Here is a 21,725-nt window from a genome sequence, read left to right as displayed (position 1 = left end):
ACCGTGAACCTGCCCGAGGGCACCGAAATGGTTATGCCTGGCGACAACCTGAAGTTCGACGTTGAACTGATCGCACCGATCGCAATGGAGCAGGGTCTGCGCTTCGCGATCCGCGAAGGCGGCCGCACCGTAGGCGCCGGCGTTGTGTCGAAAATCACTGAGTAATCAGAGCTCTGCTCTGATAGTGGCGACAGGGGCTTTTGCCTCAGGCAAGAGCTCCCGAAAGCCACACCGGTGAGACAAACAAAGAAGGCCGCTCCAATCGGAGCGGCCTTCTTCTTTGTTTCCTTCTACCTGCAGTCATTCCGTGCGTTGCGTGTAACTTGGCTAGTTGGTTCGCCGCTGCACGAGGCAATATAGTGGAACTGGTCCGAGCCCGGAGTTTTTTGGACGTTGACTGGATGCAAGCCAACCGAGCTTTGCAGTTTAATGAGACACAAGGCAGAACTGAGCAAAAGCGCAGCGTTAAAGGCGTCGTTGCGGCCTAAATTCTTAGAGCGAATTTCAATTTCAAAAGGCTCATTGGCGGCCAGCTTAGTGTGCCTGAATGAGAAATGTTTGCCCAGAATTTCGCCGTCGCCCTCAGGCCGCTGCCCCTGACTTGTTTGTGGAACGACGAATTTGAAGCTGTTCATTATGTTTCCAGCCGGGATTTTGCCCTCGCTGGAATAAGCTGTAGAATTCAGGCAGCAGATGGTGGCGGTCACGGCGAGTAATTTTGAAATCGTCAAATGTATCTCGTTAGCTTGGGCTGTGGGTTCGGTTCGTAGCGCCAGAAGTGGTGGGAACACTACGGCTTTTGAACCGGAATTCATTAAATTACAACTCTCGCACAGTCCGACATGGGTTTCCCGCCGCAAAGACCCGCGCAGGCAGGGACTGTGTCACAATTGACCCCGCGCCAACTGTGGTGCCGTCGCCGATCTCAACCCCGGGCAGGATAATCGCATCCCCTCCGATCCAGACGCGCTTGCCGATGGTCACGGGCTGGGCGGACGTGCGATACTTGGGCAGACTATCTTCGATATAGATGCGCTCCTCGGCTTGGATCAGTTGGGAGGTGGCGTAGATATGAATCGACGGACCCAACAGGGTGTCTTCGCCGATGAGAATTTGATCGCCGTCCAGCATGGTGCAGTTGAAGTTGACGAACACGCCCGCATCCAGGTGGATGTTGTCGCCATAGTCGCAACAGAACGGCGGTTCCATCCAAGCACCTGGGCCGCAGGTGCCGAGCAAGTCGGATAGTATCTGAACGCGTGCTTCAGGCTCTTCGGTATCCGAAGCATTATACGCCTTGAGAAGGCGGCGCGCTTTGGTGTGGCGCGCCATGGTTTGATTGGTGCGGGTGTCGAATGTGTCTGTGACGGGTGGCCTTGGGTGTGGTGTTCTACTCGGCCGGAGCAAAGCCGGTGATCAGCTGCTTCAACCCAATGGCCGCGCCTGCGAAAATCGCCACAAACGCCACTGGCGCACTGTAGGCCAGCACCGAAAAGGCCGAGACGCCTTGACCCAAGCTGCATCCAACGGCGAGGATTGCACCGGGGCCCATGATGACGGCGCCCAGGATCTGACGACGCAGTTCGCGAGGGTCTTCGCAGGCTTCCCACCGGAAATGGCCCTTGGAGAATGACCCCAGACACGCGCCCAGGATGACGCCAACAACCGAACCGACGCTAAACGACAGTGTGTTCCCTGATGCGGTCATGCCGTAATAAATCGTGTCGCCGATCGGGGCGACAAAGCTGTGGGTTTCAATTGGTTCAGCGTCAAACCCAGTGTTGGCGACCCAATAGGTTCCAACCCAACCCGATACGACGGCCAATCCTACGACAGTGCCCCAGAAGATGTGTTTTGGAGAGGCGCGCAGGGCTGAATTGGATAGGGTGAGCCCGAGTATTGCTCCGCCGATGCCAAGTCCCGTGACGAGAGGCGATATGCCCCAAAACTTTTGTGCGTAAGCGCTGAAACCTTGTGGGGTTTCGGCGTTGAATTCGACAGGAAAGATCATGACCCGTGTGTGGGCCAAGGGGCCGGACATTACAAAATAGGCCGACAGGCCCATGACGATCACGATCACAAAGGCGCGCAAGTCGCCGCCGCCCAATCGGGCCAGCGCGCCGTAGCCGCAATTGCCGCTCAGCGCCATGCCATAGCCGAACATCAGCCCGCCGATGATTGTCCCCAAAGGGCTCCAGACGCGGTCCAGATAGGTGGTCTGGGCCAAATCCAAGGCGCCATAGGACATGGCGACATGTACGCCGATGATGGCCACGCCAATGGCAATGCCCCACATGCGCAGTCTACGGTCATCGGCGCCATAGAGAGCATCCTCTATCGCGCCAAGAGTGCAAAAACGGCCAATGCGGGCGGCCAGGCCAAGGGCGATTCCCCCGATAAGCCCGATCAGGGCCGCGGTGTTGGCCTCTCCCAGATATTCGAGCATGTCCGGCCTCCTCCCAAAAGGCAGACCAGCGATGGCCTTGATTCAGTCTTGCCTGCAAAAGAGGTCATAGACCACTTCCATGATTTGTTTGGGGCGGTCGTCTGTCAAGGAATAGTAGATCGTTTTGCCATCGCGACGGGGGGTGACCAGCCCTTCGAGCCGCAAGCGCGAGAGCTGTTGTGACACCGCGGCTTGACGGGCCGACAGCAGTTCTTCCAATTCGGTGACCGACTTCTCGCCAGTTGCGAGGTGGCACAGAATCATCAACCGTCCCTCGTGGCTGATGGCCTTCAGAAAGTTCGATGCCAGCTGAGCGTTGGTCATCATGCGTTCCATGTCTTCGGCGCACATGTTGGGGTCGAAAACGGGCAATCGCGGCGCAGCTTCGGGGCGGGTTTCAGGTGTCATGGTGCTCATCCTGTTGTGTCCAGGGGGATCCTTGCCTGTTCAAACATTTGATTGAGTAGGCCCCAGAAGAAATCTTCGCCCGGGTATCCTTCGACGCGGCCAACCTCGGCCCCATCCTGCACAAGAATGAAGGTAGGCGTGAAATGGACGCGGCTTACAAAGGCGACGCCGGGCGTGTCGCTGTGCAGATCGTAGCGCCGTAAAGGCGCAGTCCTGCCTTCGACCGTCTTGGGGTAGATGTGGGCAATTTCCTCGTTCCACTTGGCGCACCAATAGCAGCCATCCTCTTCTGCCATTAGCAGATAGGTCTCGGCGGTGGCAGCAATTGGCAGCCAACCCAGGGTTGCGATAAGAATGGTGCCCAGCAGTTTCACGTGGATTCCCAATTGACGAGTCATCGATTTACATCATAATCCTATGTTTGAATATTACAAGCGCGACGATTTGAGGTGCCCATGTTCGACGTCACGTATTTTGGAGCGCTGATCGCCGGACTTCTGTCCTTTTTGTCGCCCTGCATTCTGCCCATCGTTCCTTTCTATCTAAGTTACTTGGCTGGTGTGGGCATGAACCAAATCTCGGCAAATGCGGCAATCACGTCAGACGTGCGGCGACGCGCCTTTATGGCGGCGTGCTGCTTTGCGCTTGGGGTGATCACGATCTTTATGGGGCTGGGGGCGACTGCCAGCGCGTTTGGGCAGATGGTGCGTGAATATTTCGATATCCTGCGGTGGGCGGCTGCGGTGCTGATCATCGCGATGGGTTTGCATTTCCTGGGCATAGTTCGGATCGGATTTCTTTACAGGCAGTTTCGCACGGATGCAGGTGACACAAACAACGTCGGTTACGTCGGGGCCTATGTTATTGGGCTGGCCTTTGCGTTTGGGTGGACGCCCTGTGTTGGTCCAGTTCTGGCAGCGATCCTGTTTACGGCGGCGGGCCAGGAATCGGCCACGCAAGGGGCGACGCTGTTGTTCGTTTATGGGCTGGGGATGACCCTTCCGTTTGTGATCGCCGCGCTGTTCATCGGGCCGTTCATGTCGTGGATGTCCCGGTTCCGTCGCCATCTGGGGACGGTGGAAAAGATAATGGGTGGGATGCTGGTTCTGTTTGGCGTTCTGATCGCAACCAATTCAATCAACCTGATTGCGCAATGGATGCTGGAGCACATTCCGTGGTTCAGCGCCATTGGGTGATCCAACGGGAGTAAAGTCATGTTTCGTGCGATTGTAATAGCTTTGGCAGTATTTATCGCTGCACCACTTGCGGCAGAAGTGGGGGACGACGGCCTGCACAAGGCCCCTTGGATGCGCGACACCTTCAAAGACCTGCGCGAGGATCTGGATGAGGCCAACGCCGAAGGCAAGCGCTTGATGCTAATCATCGAGCAGCGTGGGTGCATCTATTGCAAGAAAATGCACGAAGAAGTCTTTGTCGTCGAAGAGATTGCTGACTACATCGACGCCAATTATTTTGTGGTGCAGATCAACATGTTCGGGGATGTCGAAGTGACCGACTTCGACGGGACAGTGCTGCCGGAAAAGGACATGGTGAAACGCTGGGGTGCCTTGTTCACGCCTAACATTTATTTCCTGCCGCAAGAGGTGCCCGACACCGCCACTGCCGCGCAGGCTGCAGTGGCCAACATGCCCGGAGCCTTCGGCAAAGGCACAACCTTCAATATGCTGAACTGGGTGGTTGAAAAAGGTTACGAAGAAAGCGAAGCTTTTCAGAAGTACCACGCGCGCAAGCTGCAAGAGCAGGGTGGCTGAGATCATTCTGCGGGCGCGAAAGAAATGTTCAGAATATTCTGCCAATGCGAACAGATATAAAAATTCATGTAGTTGAATTTGATATTGCGAAGACGCCTCGGTGTGCACTAGTGTGCAACAGACGACGGATAAGAATCGTCTGAGGGAGGACATATGAAACGCGCACTCATCTTGACGCTTTGCACCGCTTTTGGCGCGACTGCGGTTGCAGCCGGTGACGTAAAGCCTGCGGACGTCGTATATGAAGACGGGGTGGTGAGCGCCTCGTTGACGGGACAGGCCGGCGACGCAGTAAACGGCCGAATGGTCTTTGCCAATCGCAAACAGGGCAACTGTTTGGCGTGCCACGCGAACTCTGACATGCCGGAAGAGGGGTTCCACGGTGAAGTTGGCCCCATGATGGACGGCGTCGGTGAACGCTGGACCGAGGCGGAACTGCGCGGCATCGTATCCAATTCCAAGATGGTCTTTGAGGGCACGATCATGCCCGCCTTTTACATCGACAGCGGCTATGAACGCCCGCTCGATAAATTCGCAGGCCAAAGCATTCTTTCGGCGCAGCAGGTCGAAGATATCATCGCCTACCTGTTGACGCTGAAAGACAGCTGACGCCCCCGAACCTAGGAGAAACTCATGAAACTAACTCGGCGCAATCTGCTGATCCTGAGCTCGGCCGGTGCTGCGGCTACGGCGATGGGGTCCCTGCCTGCATTCGCCACGCTGACGGATGATGAAATCGGCAAGCTGACTGGCGGTGCGGATCTGGGCGAGGGTGCAATCACCATCACCGCGCCCGAAATCGCGGAAAACGGCAACACCGTTCCAATCGAAGTAGACGCACCCGGCGCGGTCGCGATCACGCTGTTTGCTGACGGCAATCCGGTTCCGAATGTGGCGACCTTCAACTTTGGTCCTTTGGCTGCTTCGCGCAGCGCATCGACCCGCATTCGTCTGGCCTCGACGCAGAACGTTGTTGCGATCGCGAAGATGGAAGACGGCTCGTTCCAGAAGGCATCGGCCAACGTCAAGGTAACCATCGGCGGCTGCGGCGGCTGACCCGGAACACGAGGAGAAATAACATGGCATCTGGTGTAAAACCCCGCGTCAAAGTCCCCAAATCAGCGGCGGCTGGTGAAGCGATCACCATCAAGACCCTAATCAGCCACAAGATGGAAAGCGGTCAGCGCAAGGACGATGATGGTAACGTCATTCCGCGTTCGATCATCAACCGTTTCACGGCTGAATTTAACGGCGAAAACGTGATTGATGTGACGCTGGAACCGGCGATCTCGACCAATCCCTACTTTCAGTTCGAAGCAATCGTGCCTGAATCCGGTGAGTTCAAGTTCACCTGGTATGACGACGACGGCTCTGTCTACGACACAAGCAAGAAGATCAAAGTCCAATAAGAAAATGGACGATCTCGCCAGGGAGGAGGGACGGGAATGACCAATACACTGTGGACAACACTTGCGCTGATCGGGCTGGGAACGGCCGTTGGCGCACAGGATAGCAACTCGCTGTCTATCGAAGGTGAAAGCATCGTGACCGAGGTCGCGGCACCGGCGCATATGGAAAACGTCGACACGATCTATTCGGGTTGGCGCTTCCGTTCGGCGGAAACGCAGGCGTTGGAAATGGACGATTTCGACAACCCCGCGTTTGTCTTTGTCGAACAGGGCATGGACCTGTGGGACAAGGTGGATGGCGCGGCTGGCAAAGCCTGTTCGTCCTGTCACGAGAACATCGAGGATTTCGCAGGTCTGCGCACACAGCTGCCTCGCGTCGATGACGGCGAGTTGGTCACGATGGAAAATCTGATCAATGAATGCCGGACCGACCGGATGGAAGCCGAGCCTTGGAAATGGTCCAAGGGCAAGATGACTGCGATGACCGGTTTGATCGGGGTGCAATCCCGCGGCATGCCGATGAACGTGGCCATCGATGGCGATGCGGCGCCCTTCTGGGAAAAGGGCAAAGAGCTCTATTACACCCGGGTAGGCCAGTTGGATATGGCCTGTTCGAACTGTCACGAAGACAACTATGGCATGATGATCCGTGCGGACCATCTGAGCCAGGGGCAGATCAACGGCTTTCCGACCTATCGTCTGAAGAACGCCAAGCTGAATTCGATCCACGGACGGTTCAAGGGCTGCATGAAAAACATCCGTGCAACTCCGTTCAAAGAGGGAGGCGATGAATTCAAGGCACTGGAATTGTACCTCGCATCGCGCGGGCAGGGCCTGTCTGTCGAAACCCCGTCGGTGCGTAACTGACCTGACTGTGGCCCCGCGCCTTACCGGTGCGGGGCTCTTTTCCACATATTAAATTCATACATGCGCATATGAATGAAAAGAGGTGCACATGATTTCGCGGCGGGATTTCCTTCAGGTTGGCATGGCGGCTTCAGCCATTGTCGGGGCTTCGGGTTTTGGCAACTGGGCCAGGTTGGCGGCACAGCAGCGTTTGACCCAGGATCAATTGCTAGAGTTTGACACCTTCGGGAATGTCTCTCTTATCCACATCACCGACATTCACGCGCAGCTCAAGCCGATCTATTTCCGCGAACCCTCGGTCAACCTGGGCGTTGGCGGCAACAAAGGTGCTGTGCCCCATGTGACGGGTGCCGATTTCCGCAAGCTCTATGGCATCGCGGATGGCTCGCCTAGCCACTATGCTCTCAGCTCTGGCGACTTTTCGGCGCTGGCGGACATGTATGGCCGCGTTGGTGGGTTGGATCGAGTGTCTACGGTGGTCAAGGCGATCCGCGCGGATCGACCCGACGCCATTCTGCTGGACGGTGGTGACACCTGGCACGGCTCCTACACCTGTTATCACACCCAAGGGCAGGACATGGTCAATGTCATGAACGCCCTGAATCCCGATGCCATGACCTTCCACTGGGAATTCACGCTGGGATCGGATCGGGTCAACGAATTGGTCGAAAGCCTGCCGTTTGCCGCCCTGGGTCAGAACATCTTTGACGCCGAATGGGACGAACCCACAGACCTGTTCCCACCCTACAAGATCTTTGAGCGCGGCGGATCCAAGATCGCCGTCATTGGTCAGGCTTTCCCCTATATGCCGATCGCGAACCCGGGTTGGATGTTTCCGGAATACTCTTTCGGCATCCGGGACGAGAACATGGCTGCGATGGTCGCAGAAGTGCGTTCCAAGGGCGCCGATTGTGTTGTTGTTCTCAGCCACAATGGCTTTGACGTCGACAAGCAGATGGCAAGTGTTGTTCCGGGCATTGATGTCATCCTGTCGGGTCACACACATGATGCGCTGCCGGAACCGGCGGTGGTTCGGAATACGATCATCGTGCCGTCAGGGTCGAACGGCAAGTTCGTGTCGCGGGTCGATCTCGATGTTCGCGATGGCCGGATGATGGGTTATCGCCACAAGCTGATCCCGATCTTCTCGGACGTGATCACGCCGGACGCGGACATGACCGCTCTGATCGACGAGCAGCGTGCGCCCTATCTGGATCAGATGACCGAGGTGATCGGCCAGACCGACAGCCTGCTGTACCGTCGCGGCAATTTCAACGGCACCTGGGATGACTTGATCTGTGACGCGCTGCTGTCCGAGCGTGAGGCCGAAATCGCACTCAGCCCCGGCGTGCGCTGGGGGCCGTCGCTGGTGCCCGGTCAGGACATCACGCGCGAGCACATTTGGAGCGTTACTTCGATGAGTTATGGAGAGGCGTACCGCACGGAAATGACAGGCGAATTCCTGAAAGTCGTGCTTGAAGACGTGGCCGACAACATTTTCAACCCCGACCCCTATTACCAGCAGGGCGGTGACATGGTGCGCACCGGTGGCCTGGGCTACCGCGTGGATGTGGGCCAGCCGCAAGGTTCGCGCATTTCCAACATGACCTTGCTGAAAACCGGCGAACCAATTGATCCGGCACGGTCTTACGTCGTGGCTGGCTGGGCCTCGGTCAATGAAGGCACCGAAGGGCCGAAGATATGGGATGTGGTGGAAAACCACGTGCGCAAGCTGGGCACCGTCCGGGTCGAAGACAACAACAGCGTCGAAGTGATCGGCGTTTGACGATGGAGACGATGAGAGATGGATGAATCCGTGAAACCAACCTCTCGCCGCGCCTTTCTGAAAGGCACGGCAGCAGCGGCGGTGGGCTCGGTCGCTGGTGCGGCGGCTGCTGGTACCCCGGACCCGCTGATCACCGAATTGCAGGATTGGGCCTCGATCACAGGCGCGGGCGTGGACGAAACCCCCTATGGCCTGCCGATCCGGTTCGAGGCTGACGTGATCCGGCGCAATGTGGAATGGCTGACCGCCTCGCCCATTTCGTCGATCAACTTTACCCCCATTCACGCGCTGGATGGCACGATCACGCCGCAGGGCTGTGCGTTCGAACGGCACCATTCCGGCGCCATCGAGCTGACCAAGGGCGACTATCGCTTGATGATCAACGGGCTAGTCGACCGGCCCTTGGTGTTCACGTATGAGGATCTGGAGCGCCTTCCGCGCGAAAACCACGTCTATTTCTGCGAATGCGCCGCGAACACCGGCATGGAGTGGGCAGGTGCTCAGCTGAACGGTGTGCAGTTCACTCACGGCATGATCCACAACATGGAATACACCGGCGTCCCGCTGCGCACGCTGTTGAACGAAGCGGGCTTGGGTGCGACCAGAGATTTCGAGGACAAGTGGGTCTATGTCGAGGGGGCTGATGCCTCGTCGAACGGGCGTTCGATCCCGATGGAAAAGGCGCTGGATGATGTTCTGGTGGCCTTCAAGGCCAATGGCGAGGCGCTGCGGATGGAGCACGGATACCCCGTGCGCCTGGTCGTTCCCGGTTGGGAAGGCAACATGTGGGTCAAATGGCTGCGCCGGATCGAAGTGACCGATGCTGCCGTCGAAAGCCGCGAAGAGACCTCCAAATACACCGATGTGTACGCCGACGGTACTGCGCGCAAATGGACATGGGTGATGGATGCCAAATCAGTCATCACCTCACCCAGCCCGCAGATGCCGATCACCCATGGAAATGGGCCGATGGTCATATCCGGTCTGGCGTGGTCAGGCCACGGGCAGATCACCCGTGTTGATGTGTCCAAGGATGGCGGCATCACTTGGGAAACCGCGCGCTTGGGTAAGCAGGGCGACACCAAGGCGCTGGCCCGCTTTTATCTGGACACCGTTTGGGACGGCGCGCCGATGCTGCTGCAATCGCGTGCGATGGATGAAACCGGATATGTCCAGCCGACCAAGGACCAACTGCGCGAACAGCGCGGGGAAAACTCCGTCTACCACAACAACTGTATCCAGACCTGGTACGTGAACGCAGAAGGGATCGCCGAGAATGTCGAAGTCTCCTAACCTTGTGCTCCCCGCAATCGGCGGGATCGCCCTGATGCTTGGGGTGGCCTATGGGTTTTCGTCTCGCAACTATGGCGCGGATACCTTCGCACTGCTCGAAGATCGCGTGGAAAAGGCCGAGGCGCGTATGTCATCCGCCAGCGATCAGGCAAAGGCTGCAGCCGAGCGCGTCACGGCGCTGGAACTCGCCGTGGCCGAGGCGCAGGAACAGGGGGCCAAGGGCACAAACCTGACCGCCCCTGCGCCCCAAATGGAAGGCACCTATGGCCTGGGCCGCGTGGCCATGACCGAAGAGATCGCCGCCTGGGACGTCGACGTTCTGCCCGATGGGCGGGGCCTGCCCGAGGGGGCCGGAAACGCCTTTGTCGGCGAAGAGGTTTTTGCAGACAAATGCGCCTCTTGCCACGGTGATTTCGCCGAAGGTGTGGACAATTGGCCGGTTTTGTCGGGCGGGTTTGACACGCTGGCGGACAAAGACCCGGTCAAGACCGTGGGCTCATATTGGCCGCACCTGTCAACGGTCTATGATTACGTTTACCGTTCGATGCCCTTTGGCGAGGCCGGAACACTGACCCCGGATGAAACCTATGCCATCGTTGCCTACATTCTGTATTCGAATGACTTGATTGATGACGAGTTCGAGCTGACCCACGAAAACCTGGGTTCCTTTGAAATGCACAACAAGTATGGCTTTGTCATCGACGACCGGCCCGAGTTGGAATACGCAGCCTGGCGGGCCGAGCCGTGCATGGAAAATTGCAAGGATGCCGTTGAGATCACCATGCGCTCTGTCTTTCTGGTAGAAACCCCGGCTGAGGGTGGCACCAACTCTATGATGAATCCGGCTAAGGTCGAAGGCCTGCCAAGCTTCTCGGCGGCTGGCCCGTCCTTTATCCGCGAGGCTACGCCGAAACCGGTTAAAGCTGCTGTAGAGCCAGCGCTTGAAACGGAACAGGTCGACGATGGGGAAGCCATGATCGCCGCTGGCAAAAAGGTCTTCAAAAAGTGCAAGGCCTGCCATCAGGTCGGGGAGGGTGCCAAGAACAAAACCGGCCCGCATCTGAATGACCTGTTCGGGCGCACCTTTGGTTCGGTGGATGGGTTCAAGTATTCCAACACCTTCAAAACGGCCCTGGATGAGGGCCGCGTCTGGGATGAAGCATCGCTGGCTGAGTTCTTGGCCAAGCCCAAAGCTTACATGAAGGGCACCAAGATGTCGTTCTCGGGTTTGAAAAAGGGCGGCGACATAGAGGCAATCAACGCCTATTTGGCGGCGTTCGGGAACTGATAGATGACGCGGTTTTCTCGGTTCCTTTCAATGGGTGTGGCGGTCCTGCTTGGGGCATCCGCCACAGCCGATGAATTCGGCGACCCAAGGGCCGGCGCCAAGGTTTATTCCCAATGCAAAGGGTGCCATCAGGTCGGGGCGGGGGCGACACACAGAATCGGTCCGCATTTGAATGATCTCTTTGGTCGTGCGGCTGCGGGGATGGAGGATTTCAAGTATTCCAAGAGTTTTCAGCGCGCCGGTGCCAGCGGCTTGGAATGGCATGCCGAGACGCTGAACGCATTTCTGGAGAACCCGCGCTCTTATGCTTCTGGAACCCGGATGAGCTTTCGAGGGCTCAAAGATGAAACCGACCGTCGAAACGTGATTGCCTATTTGCGCGATTTTTCGGACGACCCGGCCAACATCCCCGAGGCCGACCCGACCGCGACGCCGACCAATCACGATATAGACCCCGCCATACTGGCCCTTCAAGGCGACCCCGAATATGGCGAGTATCTGAGCAGCGAATGCACGACATGCCATCAGGCCAGCGGGGGCGACGATGGCATCCCGTCCATCGTCTATTGGCCAGAAGAGGATTTTGTCCTCGCCATGCATGCCTACAAGAACAAACAACGCCAGCACCCGGTCATGCAGATGATGGCAGGGCGGTTGAGCAACGAAGAGATCGCCGCCTTGGCGGCATACTTCAAGAACCTCGACAACTGAGGTTCCAGTGGGAGGAGAACGCGAAATGACACTGAACAGACGCATGTTTTTGGGGGCGACTGCTGTCGCCTCGGCAGCTTTGGCCGCGCCCATGGTCTTGGCAGATGGTCACGGCAAACCTCGTGTTGTTGTAATCGGTGGTGGCGCCGGCGGTGCAACTGCCGCCCGTTATATCGCCAAAGACAGCAAAGGCGCGGTCGATGTCACCCTGATCGAACCGACGCGCACCTATTACACCTGCTTCTTCTCGAACCTCTATCTGGGTGGCTTCAAACAGATGAGTGATCTGGGCCACAGCTATGGTGGCCTGGCGGCCAGTGGCGTGAACGTCGTGCACGATTGGGCCGTGGGCGTGGACCGCGACACCAAGACGGTGACACTCGCCGGTGGCGCACAGATTAAATACGACAAGCTGATCCTCAGTCCCGGTATCGATTTCGTCGACATGTCTGTGCCCGGCTGGGACATCACCACCCAAAACGCGATGCCGCACGCCTATAAGGCCGGATCGCAGACTGAATTGCTTAAGGCGCAGCTGATGGCGATGCCAGAGGGCGGCGTGTTTGCCATGGTCGCCCCCCCGAACCCATATCGCTGCCCGCCTGGACCGTACGAGCGGATTTCGATGGTTGCCAATTACCTGAAAAACAACAATCCCACGGCCAAGATCATTGTGGCTGACCCCAAGCCTAAGTTCTCGAAGATGGCGCTGTTCCAGGAAGGTTGGGCCAACCACTACGAGGGGATGGTCGATTGGATCGGGGAGGACTTTGGCGGCGGCAATGTCAGCGTCGATGCCAGTGCCATGACCGTCACAATTGATGGAGAGGAAACCAAGGTCGACGTCTGCAATGTCATCCCGGCGATGAAGGCGGGCCGCATCGCGGATATCGCGGGTGTCACCGACGGTAACTGGGCGCCAGTGAATGCCGCCAATATGTCCACCAATGTCGATCCGGATGTCTATGTACTGGGTGATGCCTCGCAACAGGGTGATATGCCGAAATCGGGCTTTTCGGCCAACAGCCAGGCCAAGGTCTGCGCCAACGCTGTTCGAGGTGCCCTTACGGGTTCCAAAGTCTTCCCTGCCAAATTCTCGAACACGTGCTGGTCGCTGATTGCCGCCGATGATGGGGTCAAGGTGGGCGCGACATACGAGGCGACACCGGACAAGATCGCCAAGGTTGACGGCTTCATCTCGCAAACGGGTGAAAGCGCAGACGTGCGCAAGGCGACGTATCAGGAATCCGAGGGCTGGTACTCGGGTATCACGGCCGACATGTTGGGCTAACCTTTCGCGCCCGTGTGCCTGACATGGCTCAAGGACCGGGGCGGGTAGGGATGCCATCATACGGCGACGGAAGAGGAGGAGAGAACATGAAAGCGTTGAGTTTTGCACTGTCTTTGGGGTTGGCATCTTCGGCTTGGGCCGAGGGGCCGGTCACAGTCCCGTTTGATGGGTCGTTCGAGGACGCGACATTTGCGGTCGAAAGCGCCATCGTCGGCGAGGGGCTGGTGATTGATTATGTCAGCCACGTTGGCGAGATGTTGAACCGCACCGGCGCAGATGTGGGCAGCGATACGCAAATCTTTGCGGCGGCGGATGTTTTCCTTTTCTGCTCGGCAGTCCTGTCGCGCGAGATGATGGAAGCTGACCCGATGAATATCATGCACTGCCCCTATGGCATTTTCGTGTCAGATCAAGAGGGTGCGGTGACGATCGGCTATCGCCCCTATCCCGAAGGGCAGATGCAAAAAGTCGAAAGTTTGCTTGCTAAAATCGTGGCCGAGGCGACGGATCAGTGATGGACTTTGACGCGTTTTTCAGGGCCGAGCTGGATCAGCTGAAGGATGAGGGAAACTATCGCCAGTTTGCCGATCTGGAACGGCAGCGGGGGGCCTTTCCCCGTGCGATTTGCTACGACCTGGATCGTGACGTGACGGTGTGGTGCTCGAACGATTACCTGGGGATGGGCCAACACCCCAAGGTGGTTGAGGCAATGCACAGCGCCATCGACCGTAGCGGCGCCGGGGCCGGCGGGACGCGCAACATTTCCGGCACCACGCACGACCATGTCACGCTTGAGGCGGAACTGGCGGATCTGCACGGTAAAGAAGCCGCGTTGCTCTTTACTTCAGGCTACGTGTCGAATTGGGCTACGCTGGGCACATTGGCAGCGCACATACCGGGGTGTGTGGTGCTATCAGACGAAAAAAACCACGCCTCTATGATCGAAGGAATCCGCCACAGTCGCGCGCAAAAGATGATCTGGAAACACAACGACGTGGCTGACCTTGAGGCAAAGCTGGCGGACTTACCTGCCAACCAACCCAAGCTTATTGCCTTTGAAAGCGTCTATTCCATGGATGGTGACATCGCCCCCATCGCGGAAATTTGCAATCTGGCGGAGCGTTATGGCGCAATGACTTATCTGGACGAAGTCCACGCCGTCGGCCTTTATGGTCCACGCGGCGGTGGAATCGCCGAGCGTGAGGGGCTGGCACACCGCTTGACGGTGATCGAAGGCACCTTGGGCAAGGCATTTGGTGTCGTGGGCGGCTATATCGCCGCCTCAGCCGAATTGTGCGACTTTGTGCGGTCCTTTGCGTCTGGCTTTATCTTTACCACTGCGTTGCCGCCTGCCATAGCGGCGGGTGCTGCGGCTTCGGTCCGGCATCTCAAACACAGTGGCGTGGAGCGGCAGGAACATCAAACCCGTGTGGCGCGGGTGCGTCGACGGTTGGATGACATTGGACTGCCGCATTTGGACAACCCCAGCCACATCATCCCAGTGATGGTGGGCGATCCAGTGAAGTGCAAATACATCTCGGACATCCTGCTTCGAGAGTATGGGATCTATATTCAGCCGATCAATTATCCGACGGTGCCGAAAGGGACAGAGCGGTTGCGGATCACGCCGTCACCGGTGCATTCGGATGCGGACATTGACGCGTTGATCGACGCGCTTGAGGCGCTGTGGGCGCAGTGCGAACTGGCTCGCCGGCCACTGGCCGCGCAGTAGTCAGGCGCTTCGGCGTCTGGCCACGACGTTCAACGCGGTATGGGTGGCAACCGCGCCAACCCACATGGAAAACACGGCAATCCAGGCGGTCAGCGCGAATATTGCGCCGCCTGTCATGCCGGCGCCAACCGCGCAGCCACCGGCCAACATGCTGCCAAACCCCATCAGAACCCCGCCAATCAGATAGCGTTCCATTGGTAGATCCGCTTCAAAGCGTTGAATGCGCGCCTCGCCCTTGATCAGGGCCACAGCCATGGCGCCAAGAAATACGCCGGGAACCAAGCCAAGGCCAAAGGTCAGGGGGATCGAGCTTTCGTTGATCAGCGCCATGAGCGTGTCGGTTGAGGGGCCGGTGAAGGTAACGGACTGCACCGCGACAACCTCGAACGAGGTGGTGGCGACTGCGTAGCTCATCAACCAACCGCCGCATACCGCTAGACCGACAATGGCCGCATACGCCAGTTCCAATTTCGATAACCCGCGCTGGCGCCCAAACCAAAGAGCGGCCAGAAAGGCAAGCGTGACAAGGGCGACCACGGCAAAGAACATTGGTCCCTGCGGGTCAAACAGCACCCGGTCAGGACCGCCAGGAATGATCCAAAGAGTACTCAAACTTTCTCGTAACGGGGACAGGACACCACGCAGTGAAGCCTGTGCCGTCAACGTCAGAACCAGACCGGTCACAATTGCGCGCAGGTTGCCAGAAGCCGAAAGAACCAACAGGCGGCTGGCGCAGCCTCGGGCCAGGATCATGCCCGCGCCAAACATCAAACCGCCGATGATCGCGCCGGACAGGCTGCCGGTCGAAGCGATCTGTCGGGCGTTGCCGACATCCAGTATACCCGACAAAATGGCAAGCTGAACCGAAGCCAAGGCTGCAAGAAATGCGGTCAGCCAGATTGCCAACTTTGGCCCCAGAACACCACCTGCTACTTCGGCACAAGCGGCGCGCAGGCAAAAGCGGGACTGGTACGCGGCCGCGCCAAAGACCAGACCTACGGTCGCGCCAGCGGTCAGCAAAAGCCAGCCTTCTCCGTATTGATCGATCAGGGATTCCAGCATGATTTGGCGACCTCTTGCCGTTCCGACACGGATGCCACATCGCCGCCTCAAGGACCTTGATGCGGCTCAATTGGTGCTATTCGAACTCCATCTGTTCATAAACGCGGCCCGCGTTCTTGGTCGCCAGCTCGTCGTAGGTGTCGAGATGTTTGTAGGGGGTTTGATCGACATAGTAGGCATCGGCTAGTTCACCGCCATTATCGATGTGCTCGCGGATTTGGGCGCGCAGATAGACAAGGTAATCTTTGGTGTAGCGGCGCACCTGATCCATGTTGGTCGGGTGGCCGTGACCGGGGATGACATAGGTGGCGTTCAGCGGCTCAAACGCGGCGTCCCAGGTTTCCAGCCACTCGGCCGTCATCGTGTCGCCAAAGATCGGCAACATCCGCTCGTGAAACGCCATGTCACCGGCGATCACCAGACCCTGCTCGGGCAACCAGACCGAGACGTCTCCGGGGCTGTGTGCAGGGCCGAGGTGCAGCACTTCGAGCCGGTAATCCCCCATCTCGATGATGTACTCATTGTCAAAGGTCTCGGTCGCTCCAGCCAGTACTGTCCCTTCTGCCTTGTCCTGATTATAGCGCTGCATGCCTTGCAGGATCTGTGCGCCATACTCCTCGAACTCGTGGGCCGCGTCAGTGTGAGCCACAATCGGCACGCCCTGTTCCGACCAGTAAGAGTTGCCGAGCATGGCGTGCCCCTGACCGTTTTCATTGACCACGATCTTGACTGGTTGATCGGTGATCATTTTGATTTCGTCGTGCAACGCTTTGGCCAGCCCATACGCGGCCCCGCCGTTTATGACCACGACGCCGTCACCCGTGACCACAAAGCTCAGGTTGTTGTTGTGGCCCGCATTCTCATAGGTCGGGGGTGCCGTGGCCCCAATTGCTGACCAGATGCCGGGGATCACCTCGACCGGTTTGGAATAGAGCATCGAGCCGGGGTATTGATCGGCAATATCCTCGTCCGCCCACAAGGGCGCGGCGATGCTGGCAGCCAGCAAAAGGGCAATTTTTCTCATCGTTCAAATGTCCTGAATGAAACGGTAACTGTCTGATGCCTTCTCGGTGCGCCCGATGCCTCCGTTCGGCAGATGAAAGCCGATCAGGGTCATGTCGTCCGTGACAAGTCGATCGCACAACTGAGCGCGGGTCTTAGCGGCCAGAGCTGGGTCCTGATCCGATGCGCTCAGCCAGCCTGGCTTGTGAAAGGCGACGTGGTGGTTGCCAATGGCGTCGCCAGCAATCAGGGCGGAGGTGCTGCCGCTGCGGATCTCAAAGCTCATGTGCCCCGGCGTATGCCCATATGAGGCTACGGCAGCGATTCCTGGAAAAATCTCCTGACCGTCGTCAAAACGCTCGATCTGATCTTCGATAGCTTCCAACCGTCGTTTGGCGCCTACGGCAAAGGCCGCGCGCGCCTCGCCTATGGTGTCGACGGTGTTGGGGTTCCACCAATAGTCCCACTCATCGCTGCCAATCATATAGGTGGCGTTGGCGAATACCGGGTCGTCAAAGTCATCCAGCAGCCCCCAGATGTGATCAGGATGGGCGTGGGTAAAGACCACATGCGTGATGTCATCAGGCGCAACGCCAATCGCGTCGAGGCTTTCGGTGACATTGCCCGCGGTCGGCATGAAATCTGGGCCAGACCCCACGTCGAACAGCACCGTGTTCCCACCCCCTTGATAGAGGGTCACGTTGCATTCAGGTGCCAGCCGGTCGCGCGGCACGCCGGCTTCTTGCAGTACCTTGGCTAGCTCTACCTCGGGCATGTGTTGAAAGATGAAATCACCGGGCAGCAATAGCGACCCGTCACTGACCGTGGACACCTTGGCGTTGCCAAGCGCAAGTTCAGCCCAAACGCGGGCGGGGGCAAGGCCCATTGCAGTCAATCCAGCACCAGCTCCAAGCAATCGTCTTCTGGTAAAATGCATTCGGTGATTCCCAACTAATTCTCACATTAGAATATGATTAATCGTCGGTATGCAGCAAGGCATTTGTGAGCGGGTTAGTTCCAATATAGGTCCAGGAATGGGCGTTGGTTTCGCCCGAAAAGAGGCAAAACACGCAAAGAAACGCCCTTGACGGTGGTTCAGATCATGATGTCTTGGAAATGGCAGGGGCACCAGGGCTCGAACCCGGGACCTACGGTTTTGGAGACCGTCGCTCTACCAACTGAGCTATACCCCTATCGTGGCGATGGAGATATGCCAGCCGCGCGCGGGACTCAAGAGGCTTTTTTCAATTCACCGTCTAAACTGCATACGGACCAGAAACGAGTTGCACCGATGGGTGGTTTGAGTATCACGATAGAAACCTAACCGGAGGATCCAAGGTGAGCCTGCGCAAGAAAATCGCAGACAGCGAGGCCGTACTCAACTGGGTGGCGCGGCGCATCGCGGGCTATGCTCGCAAGGTGTATCGTAACACCAAATGGCAACGGATAGGGTTTGAAGAAGTCGACCGTTTGGCCGAGGCCGGTGAACCGGTTGTTGTCGTGCTGTGGCATCAACGTCTGGTCATGTCGCCGTTCCTATATCCGCTGGACAAGGGGCGCATCTGCACGATCACCTCGGCTGCGCGAGCGGGCAGCATGGTGGGGCGGGTGCAGCATCTTTTGGGGATGGATACGATTGCCATGTCCAGCCACAAGCGCCACGTTGCTTTGTCGCGCGAGGTGTTGGGGATGACCCGGCAAGGGGTTTCCATCGGAATCGCCGCAGACGGCCCGCGCGGGCCGGAACGGGTGCTGTCGACCGTGCCGTTGATCTGGGCGCGCACGACGGGCACACGCGTTTTTTGCATGACATTTTCGGTCAAGCACGGGCGTGAGGCGAACAGTTGGGATCGCATGCTGTTGCCGCGTATTTGGGGAAACGAGGGTGTATTTCTGTGTAAGGAATGGCCGCACGAGGTGCCCCGCAAAGCGACCGATGAACAGACCGAAGAGCTACGTCTGTCGCTGGAAACTGCGATGAATGATCTAACGGCAGAGGCAGATGTGATGGTTGGGCGGACGCCGTGGGACCCTCTGGCAGAATAAGCGTCTTCGATTGAATTTTCTCAGCTCTTCAAATGCGATACCTTTGTATAAAGGTATCGCATACGGAGGGGACGATGCGGAAACTACAGGTTCAGGGTGTTCATCACATCACATTGACTGGCGCAGGCCGTCAGATTTCGCTCGACTTTTGGGAGGGCGTGCTGGGCATGCCCTTTGTCTTTGATCAACCCAACCTGGACAATCCTGACGAGGGGCACCTGTATTTTGATCCAGGTGACGGGCGGTTGATCACGGTCTTTACCAATGAGACGCGCCAACCTGTGCATGACCGCACACCGACCGATCCGGGGTGTGTGCATCATCTTGCGTTTTCGTTGAGCCAAGCGACGTTTGAGCAGGCCGTCCAGCGCTTGGATGAACGCGGGATTGCCCATTCAGGGGTCAAGGACCGCGGTTTCATGAACTCAATTTACTTCACCGAACCCATGGGCCTGCTGATCGAGCTGGCGAGCTATGTGTTCGAACCGCCATTTGGTTGCAGTCACGCGGACGTCCTGATCGAGGCGCACCGCCAGCGGGTGGCACGCGGCGACCACAACATCGGTCGCGTTCACCTGGCCGACGCGATCGAGATTTTGGTGGAGCGGCGGCAAGATAGCCTGTCATCTGATCGTGGGCCGAAAAACCCGTATTGATCACTTCACCAAAGTTGCTGGAATGCGCGCCGTGACTGAAATGCCACGAATGAACTCCGAACAAGCGTCAGGATCGGTGATCGGGATCATGTGACCTCGCCCTTCGAGTACCTGATAGCTCAGCCCGTATTTGATCATGGTTTGACCGTGCCCTTCGGCTGCAACGATCGGGTCTTCGGCTCCAAACAATATGCCACCCGGCGTTCGCAGATGCGGGTACTGGCTGGCTTGGTCACGAATGGACTGCTCGGCCCAGACCAGATCGGCCGAGGCGGTGACAAAAGCCTGCGGGCGCAGTCCTAGAGCACCCCCGGCCTTGTCCAGAAAATCCTCGGGGCAGCTTTCAGGTGCAAATACTATCTGTAGGGTTTCGGCTGCGTTGCGTTTGCCCACAGGCACCGCCAGCGTGTTGCCGATCCAGCGACGCACACGGGGTGAACGGATTTCCAGCGGTTTGAACGCAGGTGCCGCGCTGTCCATCGGATGCGTTAATGGGCAGATCAGAGCCAGAGCGGCGACCTCACGCGGACGCTGCAATGCGATGGCCAAAGAAATGGCGCCACCCAATGAATGGCCGACCAGAACCGGATCCTTGATCCCCTTCTTGTCGAGAAATTCACCAATCATGCGCGCCTGTTCCGGCAGCTCGGCCAGTGCGTCATTATCGCGTGTCGAGTATCCGCAACCAGGACGATCCAGTGCGATGATATGGTGATCCTGCGCCAGGTCCTGCGCCAGGGCATAGGTGAAATGCTGTAGTTGCCCCGACAGCCCATGGATCATGACCAGCGTCTGTTTGCGGGGATTGCCCATCTCGACATAGTGAATGCTGCCGCCCCGTACGGGTATGATCTCTCCGGTTTGGGGCACCAATTCCTCGCCCAGGCGGGCCAACCTTTGGGTCCAGAGGTAGAAAATGACTGGCAGTCCGACCAAAAGGATCAGTATGCAAAGAAAGATCGCAGCAAGTAGGGACATCGGGTCAAGCTCCTGGCGTGCGTCATCTTTCGGACAGGGGTCGCGCTAGTGCAAGCCCCAGGTTTGTGTTGTGACAGAATTTCGGGCCTGCGTTGCAGATCGCGCAAGGATCAAACAGGGGCGTTCAATGCGTTCAGGTCCGGTTTTGGCAGAGTATCCAGCAGCGCAAAGACCGAGGCACGGCAATCCTGTCCGCGCCAGTCATCCGGGAAGAACATCGGCGGCAGGTCCGGGTTGCGCAAAGCCACGCGACGCCATCGGTGGACAATGAGCGTACGAAGGGTCGCGACTTGCGCGGCAGTCAGGTTCAATTCGGCAGGCCTGGAGCTTGGTACATCTTTCACTGCATCGGCAAGAGAGCCGCAAGCTTTGATCAAATCGGGTGGGCAAAGGCGCGATTTCAGCCAACTCGGTACATTGCGGGCCGTGACATTGAACACCACCATGTCATCGCAATTCGGTGGAATTGCGCCTGATCCAAGGGCTGCGTTGCGTCCGATACTGATGTAGTTTTCGGTCAGTAGAAGATCGTCCAGCGATCCGCTGCCTTCAGACATCAGCAGATGCCAATCGTGGGGAATATCTGGGTCTCGATCATAGATCCGCGGTGTGACAGCCGCAGATTGCGCCCTGCCAAATTCGGTCAGATGGTGCACGCTTGAGCGACCTGATCGGGCGCTGTCCACCCAACCATCCTTGCGCAACCGGTGCAGCGCCACACGGATGGCTTCGGGTTTGACATGCATCGGCTGAATGATACGGGTCAAAGCGGCACCGCTGATCCGGTCGTCGGGGCCTTGCGCGAGATCACCAAAAAGGGAAACGATGATCGACCACACGCGCTGGTTCTGAGGATCTGCCAGACGCAGGATCGCGCCGTCGAACCATTGGTCTTGAATTGTCATGGGATCAGTCTACGCCGCAACCCTGGGCAAGACCACGCAAAAAGGGCCTGGGGTCCCGCTTTTCGCTCATTCG

At 57.9% G+C, this 21,725-nt stretch carries 25 protein-coding genes, 1 tRNA gene and 1 pseudogene; 16 read left to right on the top strand and 11 right to left on the bottom strand.

What is annotated here, in order from left to right:
* A pseudogene (gene tuf, locus G6R15_RS21110) lies at positions 1-165 on the top strand (elongation factor Tu); the annotation flags it as partial.
* A gap of 125 nt (positions 166-290) precedes the next feature.
* Here the strand turns inward: tuf and G6R15_RS21105 are convergent.
* From G6R15_RS21105 to G6R15_RS21085, 5 genes are all read right to left on the bottom strand, one after another.
* On the bottom strand, positions 291-707 hold the full coding sequence (locus tag G6R15_RS21105) for a hypothetical protein (protein WP_164661958.1): 417 nt from the start codon (positions 705-707) through the stop codon (positions 291-293).
* A gap of 112 nt (positions 708-819) precedes the next feature.
* Positions 820-1,332: a sugar O-acetyltransferase gene (locus tag G6R15_RS21100; protein WP_164661971.1), complete on the bottom strand. Its 513-nt coding sequence runs from the start codon at positions 1,330-1,332 to the stop codon at positions 820-822.
* 58 nt (positions 1,333-1,390) lie between these two features.
* Entirely contained in the window at positions 1,391-2,446 is a 1,056-nt protein-coding gene (locus G6R15_RS21095; RefSeq protein ID WP_164661957.1) for a YeeE/YedE family protein, read from the bottom strand.
* A 42-nt stretch (positions 2,447-2,488) separates the two neighbouring features.
* Complete coding sequence (locus tag G6R15_RS21090) at positions 2,489-2,854, bottom strand: helix-turn-helix transcriptional regulator (RefSeq protein ID WP_164661956.1); 366 nt, start codon at positions 2,852-2,854, stop codon at positions 2,489-2,491.
* A 5-nt stretch (positions 2,855-2,859) separates the two neighbouring features.
* The gene (locus tag G6R15_RS21085) at positions 2,860-3,252 is read right to left on the bottom strand and encodes a hypothetical protein (protein WP_373456023.1); all 393 of its coding nucleotides are present in this window, start codon (positions 3,250-3,252) and stop codon (positions 2,860-2,862) included.
* Positions 3,253-3,309: 57 nt separating this feature from the next.
* Here G6R15_RS21085 and G6R15_RS21080 point away from each other — a divergent pair, with 57 nt between their 5' ends.
* The 13 genes from G6R15_RS21080 to hemA all read left to right on the top strand — a co-directional run bounded on the left by G6R15_RS21080 (position 3,310) and on the right by hemA (position 15,003).
* Positions 3,310-4,050, top strand: coding sequence for a cytochrome c biogenesis CcdA family protein (locus tag G6R15_RS21080; protein WP_164661955.1), 741 nt, complete (start codon positions 3,310-3,312; stop codon positions 4,048-4,050).
* Between the two features lie 18 nt (positions 4,051-4,068).
* Entirely contained in the window at positions 4,069-4,626 is a 558-nt protein-coding gene (locus tag G6R15_RS21075) for a thioredoxin family protein (protein WP_164661954.1), read from the top strand.
* A gap of 153 nt (positions 4,627-4,779) precedes the next feature.
* The gene (gene soxX / locus G6R15_RS21070; RefSeq protein ID WP_164661953.1) at positions 4,780-5,235 is read left to right on the top strand and encodes a sulfur oxidation c-type cytochrome SoxX; all 456 of its coding nucleotides are present in this window, start codon (positions 4,780-4,782) and stop codon (positions 5,233-5,235) included.
* A gap of 24 nt (positions 5,236-5,259) precedes the next feature.
* Positions 5,260-5,682: a thiosulfate oxidation carrier protein SoxY gene (soxY, locus tag G6R15_RS21065; RefSeq protein WP_164661952.1), complete on the top strand. Its 423-nt coding sequence runs from the start codon at positions 5,260-5,262 to the stop codon at positions 5,680-5,682.
* A gap of 23 nt (positions 5,683-5,705) precedes the next feature.
* On the top strand, positions 5,706-6,035 hold the full coding sequence (gene soxZ, locus G6R15_RS21060; RefSeq protein WP_164661951.1) for a thiosulfate oxidation carrier complex protein SoxZ: 330 nt from the start codon (positions 5,706-5,708) through the stop codon (positions 6,033-6,035).
* Between the two features lie 36 nt (positions 6,036-6,071).
* Positions 6,072-6,902, top strand: a complete 831-nt coding sequence (gene soxA, locus G6R15_RS21055; RefSeq protein ID WP_164661950.1) for a sulfur oxidation c-type cytochrome SoxA — start codon at positions 6,072-6,074, stop codon at positions 6,900-6,902.
* An 88-nt stretch (positions 6,903-6,990) separates the two neighbouring features.
* Positions 6,991-8,688 carry a thiosulfohydrolase SoxB gene (gene soxB / locus G6R15_RS21050; RefSeq protein ID WP_164661949.1) on the top strand — a complete coding sequence of 566 codons (1,698 nt, stop codon included), beginning with the start codon at positions 6,991-6,993 and terminating at the stop codon, positions 8,686-8,688.
* An 18-nt stretch (positions 8,689-8,706) separates the two neighbouring features.
* Positions 8,707-9,981 carry a sulfite dehydrogenase gene (soxC, locus tag G6R15_RS21045; protein ID WP_164661948.1) on the top strand — a complete coding sequence of 425 codons (1,275 nt, stop codon included), beginning with the start codon at positions 8,707-8,709 and terminating at the stop codon, positions 9,979-9,981.
* Positions 9,965-11,269, top strand: coding sequence for a c-type cytochrome (locus tag G6R15_RS21040; RefSeq protein ID WP_164661947.1), 1,305 nt, complete (start codon positions 9,965-9,967; stop codon positions 11,267-11,269). Before soxC ends, G6R15_RS21040 begins: the two co-directional genes overlap by 17 nt.
* Positions 11,270-11,272: 3 nt before the next feature.
* Complete coding sequence (locus tag G6R15_RS21035) at positions 11,273-11,980, top strand: c-type cytochrome (protein ID WP_164661946.1); 708 nt, start codon at positions 11,273-11,275, stop codon at positions 11,978-11,980.
* Positions 11,981-12,005: 25 nt separating this feature from the next.
* Positions 12,006-13,271: an NAD(P)/FAD-dependent oxidoreductase gene (locus G6R15_RS21030; protein ID WP_164661945.1), complete on the top strand. Its 1,266-nt coding sequence runs from the start codon at positions 12,006-12,008 to the stop codon at positions 13,269-13,271.
* Between the two features lie 86 nt (positions 13,272-13,357).
* Positions 13,358-13,786, top strand: coding sequence for a DUF302 domain-containing protein (locus G6R15_RS21025; RefSeq protein ID WP_164661944.1), 429 nt, complete (start codon positions 13,358-13,360; stop codon positions 13,784-13,786).
* Entirely contained in the window at positions 13,786-15,003 is a 1,218-nt protein-coding gene (gene hemA / locus G6R15_RS21020; RefSeq protein ID WP_164661969.1) for a 5-aminolevulinate synthase, read from the top strand. The genes G6R15_RS21025 and hemA overlap by 1 nt, the downstream gene beginning before the upstream one ends.
* On the opposite strand, the gene G6R15_RS21015 is transcribed toward hemA, so the two are convergent.
* The 4 genes from G6R15_RS21015 to G6R15_RS21000 form a co-directional block, all read right to left on the bottom strand.
* Complete coding sequence (locus G6R15_RS21015) at positions 15,004-16,065, bottom strand: YeeE/YedE family protein (RefSeq protein WP_164661943.1); 1,062 nt, start codon at positions 16,063-16,065, stop codon at positions 15,004-15,006.
* Positions 16,066-16,141: 76 nt separating this feature from the next.
* Positions 16,142-17,089 carry an MBL fold metallo-hydrolase gene (locus G6R15_RS21010; RefSeq protein WP_164661942.1) on the bottom strand — a complete coding sequence of 316 codons (948 nt, stop codon included), beginning with the start codon at positions 17,087-17,089 and terminating at the stop codon, positions 16,142-16,144.
* A 3-nt stretch (positions 17,090-17,092) separates the two neighbouring features.
* Positions 17,093-18,004: an MBL fold metallo-hydrolase gene (locus G6R15_RS21005; RefSeq protein ID WP_164661941.1), complete on the bottom strand. Its 912-nt coding sequence runs from the start codon at positions 18,002-18,004 to the stop codon at positions 17,093-17,095.
* A 180-nt stretch (positions 18,005-18,184) separates the two neighbouring features.
* Positions 18,185-18,260, bottom strand: a tRNA-Trp gene (locus tag G6R15_RS21000).
* 145 nt (positions 18,261-18,405) lie between these two features.
* On the opposite strand from G6R15_RS21000, the gene G6R15_RS20995 reads away from it, so the two are divergent.
* Complete coding sequence (locus tag G6R15_RS20995; protein ID WP_164661940.1) at positions 18,406-19,113, top strand: lysophospholipid acyltransferase family protein; 708 nt, start codon at positions 18,406-18,408, stop codon at positions 19,111-19,113.
* Between the two features lie 74 nt (positions 19,114-19,187).
* On the top strand, positions 19,188-19,769 hold the full coding sequence (locus G6R15_RS20990; protein ID WP_164661939.1) for a VOC family protein: 582 nt from the start codon (positions 19,188-19,190) through the stop codon (positions 19,767-19,769).
* On the opposite strand, the gene G6R15_RS20985 is transcribed toward G6R15_RS20990, so the two are convergent.
* Both G6R15_RS20985 and G6R15_RS20980 read right to left on the bottom strand, forming a co-directional pair.
* A complete protein-coding gene (locus G6R15_RS20985) occupies positions 19,770-20,747 on the bottom strand; it encodes an alpha/beta fold hydrolase (RefSeq protein ID WP_164661938.1) in 978 nt (325 codons plus the stop codon).
* Between the two features lie 110 nt (positions 20,748-20,857).
* Positions 20,858-21,652: a PaaX family transcriptional regulator C-terminal domain-containing protein gene (locus G6R15_RS20980; RefSeq protein WP_164661937.1), complete on the bottom strand. Its 795-nt coding sequence runs from the start codon at positions 21,650-21,652 to the stop codon at positions 20,858-20,860.
* Positions 21,653-21,725 lie beyond the last annotated feature (73 nt).

The organism is Tropicibacter sp. Alg240-R139 (genome assembly GCF_900537075.1).
In the GTDB taxonomy this organism is placed as follows: Bacteria; Pseudomonadota; Alphaproteobacteria; order Rhodobacterales; family Rhodobacteraceae; genus Falsiruegeria.
The sequence above is the reverse complement of the archived record's forward strand: the minus strand, read 5'-3'. Positions and strand labels throughout refer to the sequence as shown.

Bases quoted from the DNA above. Each gene is read 5' to 3' on its own strand.
- G6R15_RS21100 (WP_164661971.1), bottom strand. From the start codon at position 1,332: ATGGCGCGCCACACCAAAGCGCGCCGCCTTCTCAAGGCGTATAATGCT.
- G6R15_RS21095 (WP_164661957.1), bottom strand. From the start codon at position 2,446: ATGCTCGAATATCTGGGAGAGGCCAACACCGCGGCCCTGATCGGGCTT.
- G6R15_RS21090 (WP_164661956.1), bottom strand. From the start codon at position 2,854: ATGACACCTGAAACCCGCCCCGAAGCTGCGCCGCGATTGCCCGTTTTC.
- G6R15_RS21085 (WP_373456023.1), bottom strand. From the start codon at position 3,252: ATGACTCGTCAATTGGGAATCCACGTGAAACTGCTGGGCACCATTCTT.
- G6R15_RS21080 (WP_164661955.1), top strand. From the start codon at position 3,310: ATGTTCGACGTCACGTATTTTGGAGCGCTGATCGCCGGACTTCTGTCC.
- G6R15_RS21075 (WP_164661954.1), top strand. From the start codon at position 4,069: ATGTTTCGTGCGATTGTAATAGCTTTGGCAGTATTTATCGCTGCACCA.
- soxX (WP_164661953.1), top strand. From the start codon at position 4,780: ATGAAACGCGCACTCATCTTGACGCTTTGCACCGCTTTTGGCGCGACT.
- soxY (WP_164661952.1), top strand. From the start codon at position 5,260: ATGAAACTAACTCGGCGCAATCTGCTGATCCTGAGCTCGGCCGGTGCT.
- soxZ (WP_164661951.1), top strand. From the start codon at position 5,706: ATGGCATCTGGTGTAAAACCCCGCGTCAAAGTCCCCAAATCAGCGGCG.
- soxA (WP_164661950.1), top strand. From the start codon at position 6,072: ATGACCAATACACTGTGGACAACACTTGCGCTGATCGGGCTGGGAACG.
- soxB (WP_164661949.1), top strand. From the start codon at position 6,991: ATGATTTCGCGGCGGGATTTCCTTCAGGTTGGCATGGCGGCTTCAGCC.
- soxC (WP_164661948.1), top strand. From the start codon at position 8,707: ATGGATGAATCCGTGAAACCAACCTCTCGCCGCGCCTTTCTGAAAGGC.
- G6R15_RS21040 (WP_164661947.1), top strand. From the start codon at position 9,965: ATGTCGAAGTCTCCTAACCTTGTGCTCCCCGCAATCGGCGGGATCGCC.
- G6R15_RS21035 (WP_164661946.1), top strand. From the start codon at position 11,273: ATGACGCGGTTTTCTCGGTTCCTTTCAATGGGTGTGGCGGTCCTGCTT.
- G6R15_RS21030 (WP_164661945.1), top strand. From the start codon at position 12,006: ATGACACTGAACAGACGCATGTTTTTGGGGGCGACTGCTGTCGCCTCG.
- G6R15_RS21025 (WP_164661944.1), top strand. From the start codon at position 13,358: ATGAAAGCGTTGAGTTTTGCACTGTCTTTGGGGTTGGCATCTTCGGCT.
- hemA (WP_164661969.1), top strand. From the start codon at position 13,786: ATGGACTTTGACGCGTTTTTCAGGGCCGAGCTGGATCAGCTGAAGGAT.
- G6R15_RS21015 (WP_164661943.1), bottom strand. From the start codon at position 16,065: ATGCTGGAATCCCTGATCGATCAATACGGAGAAGGCTGGCTTTTGCTG.
- G6R15_RS21010 (WP_164661942.1), bottom strand. From the start codon at position 17,089: ATGAGAAAAATTGCCCTTTTGCTGGCTGCCAGCATCGCCGCGCCCTTG.
- G6R15_RS21005 (WP_164661941.1), bottom strand. From the start codon at position 18,004: ATGCATTTTACCAGAAGACGATTGCTTGGAGCTGGTGCTGGATTGACT.
- G6R15_RS20990 (WP_164661939.1), top strand. From the start codon at position 19,188: ATGCGGAAACTACAGGTTCAGGGTGTTCATCACATCACATTGACTGGC.
- G6R15_RS20985 (WP_164661938.1), bottom strand. From the start codon at position 20,747: ATGTCCCTACTTGCTGCGATCTTTCTTTGCATACTGATCCTTTTGGTC.
- G6R15_RS20980 (WP_164661937.1), bottom strand. From the start codon at position 21,652: ATGACAATTCAAGACCAATGGTTCGACGGCGCGATCCTGCGTCTGGCA.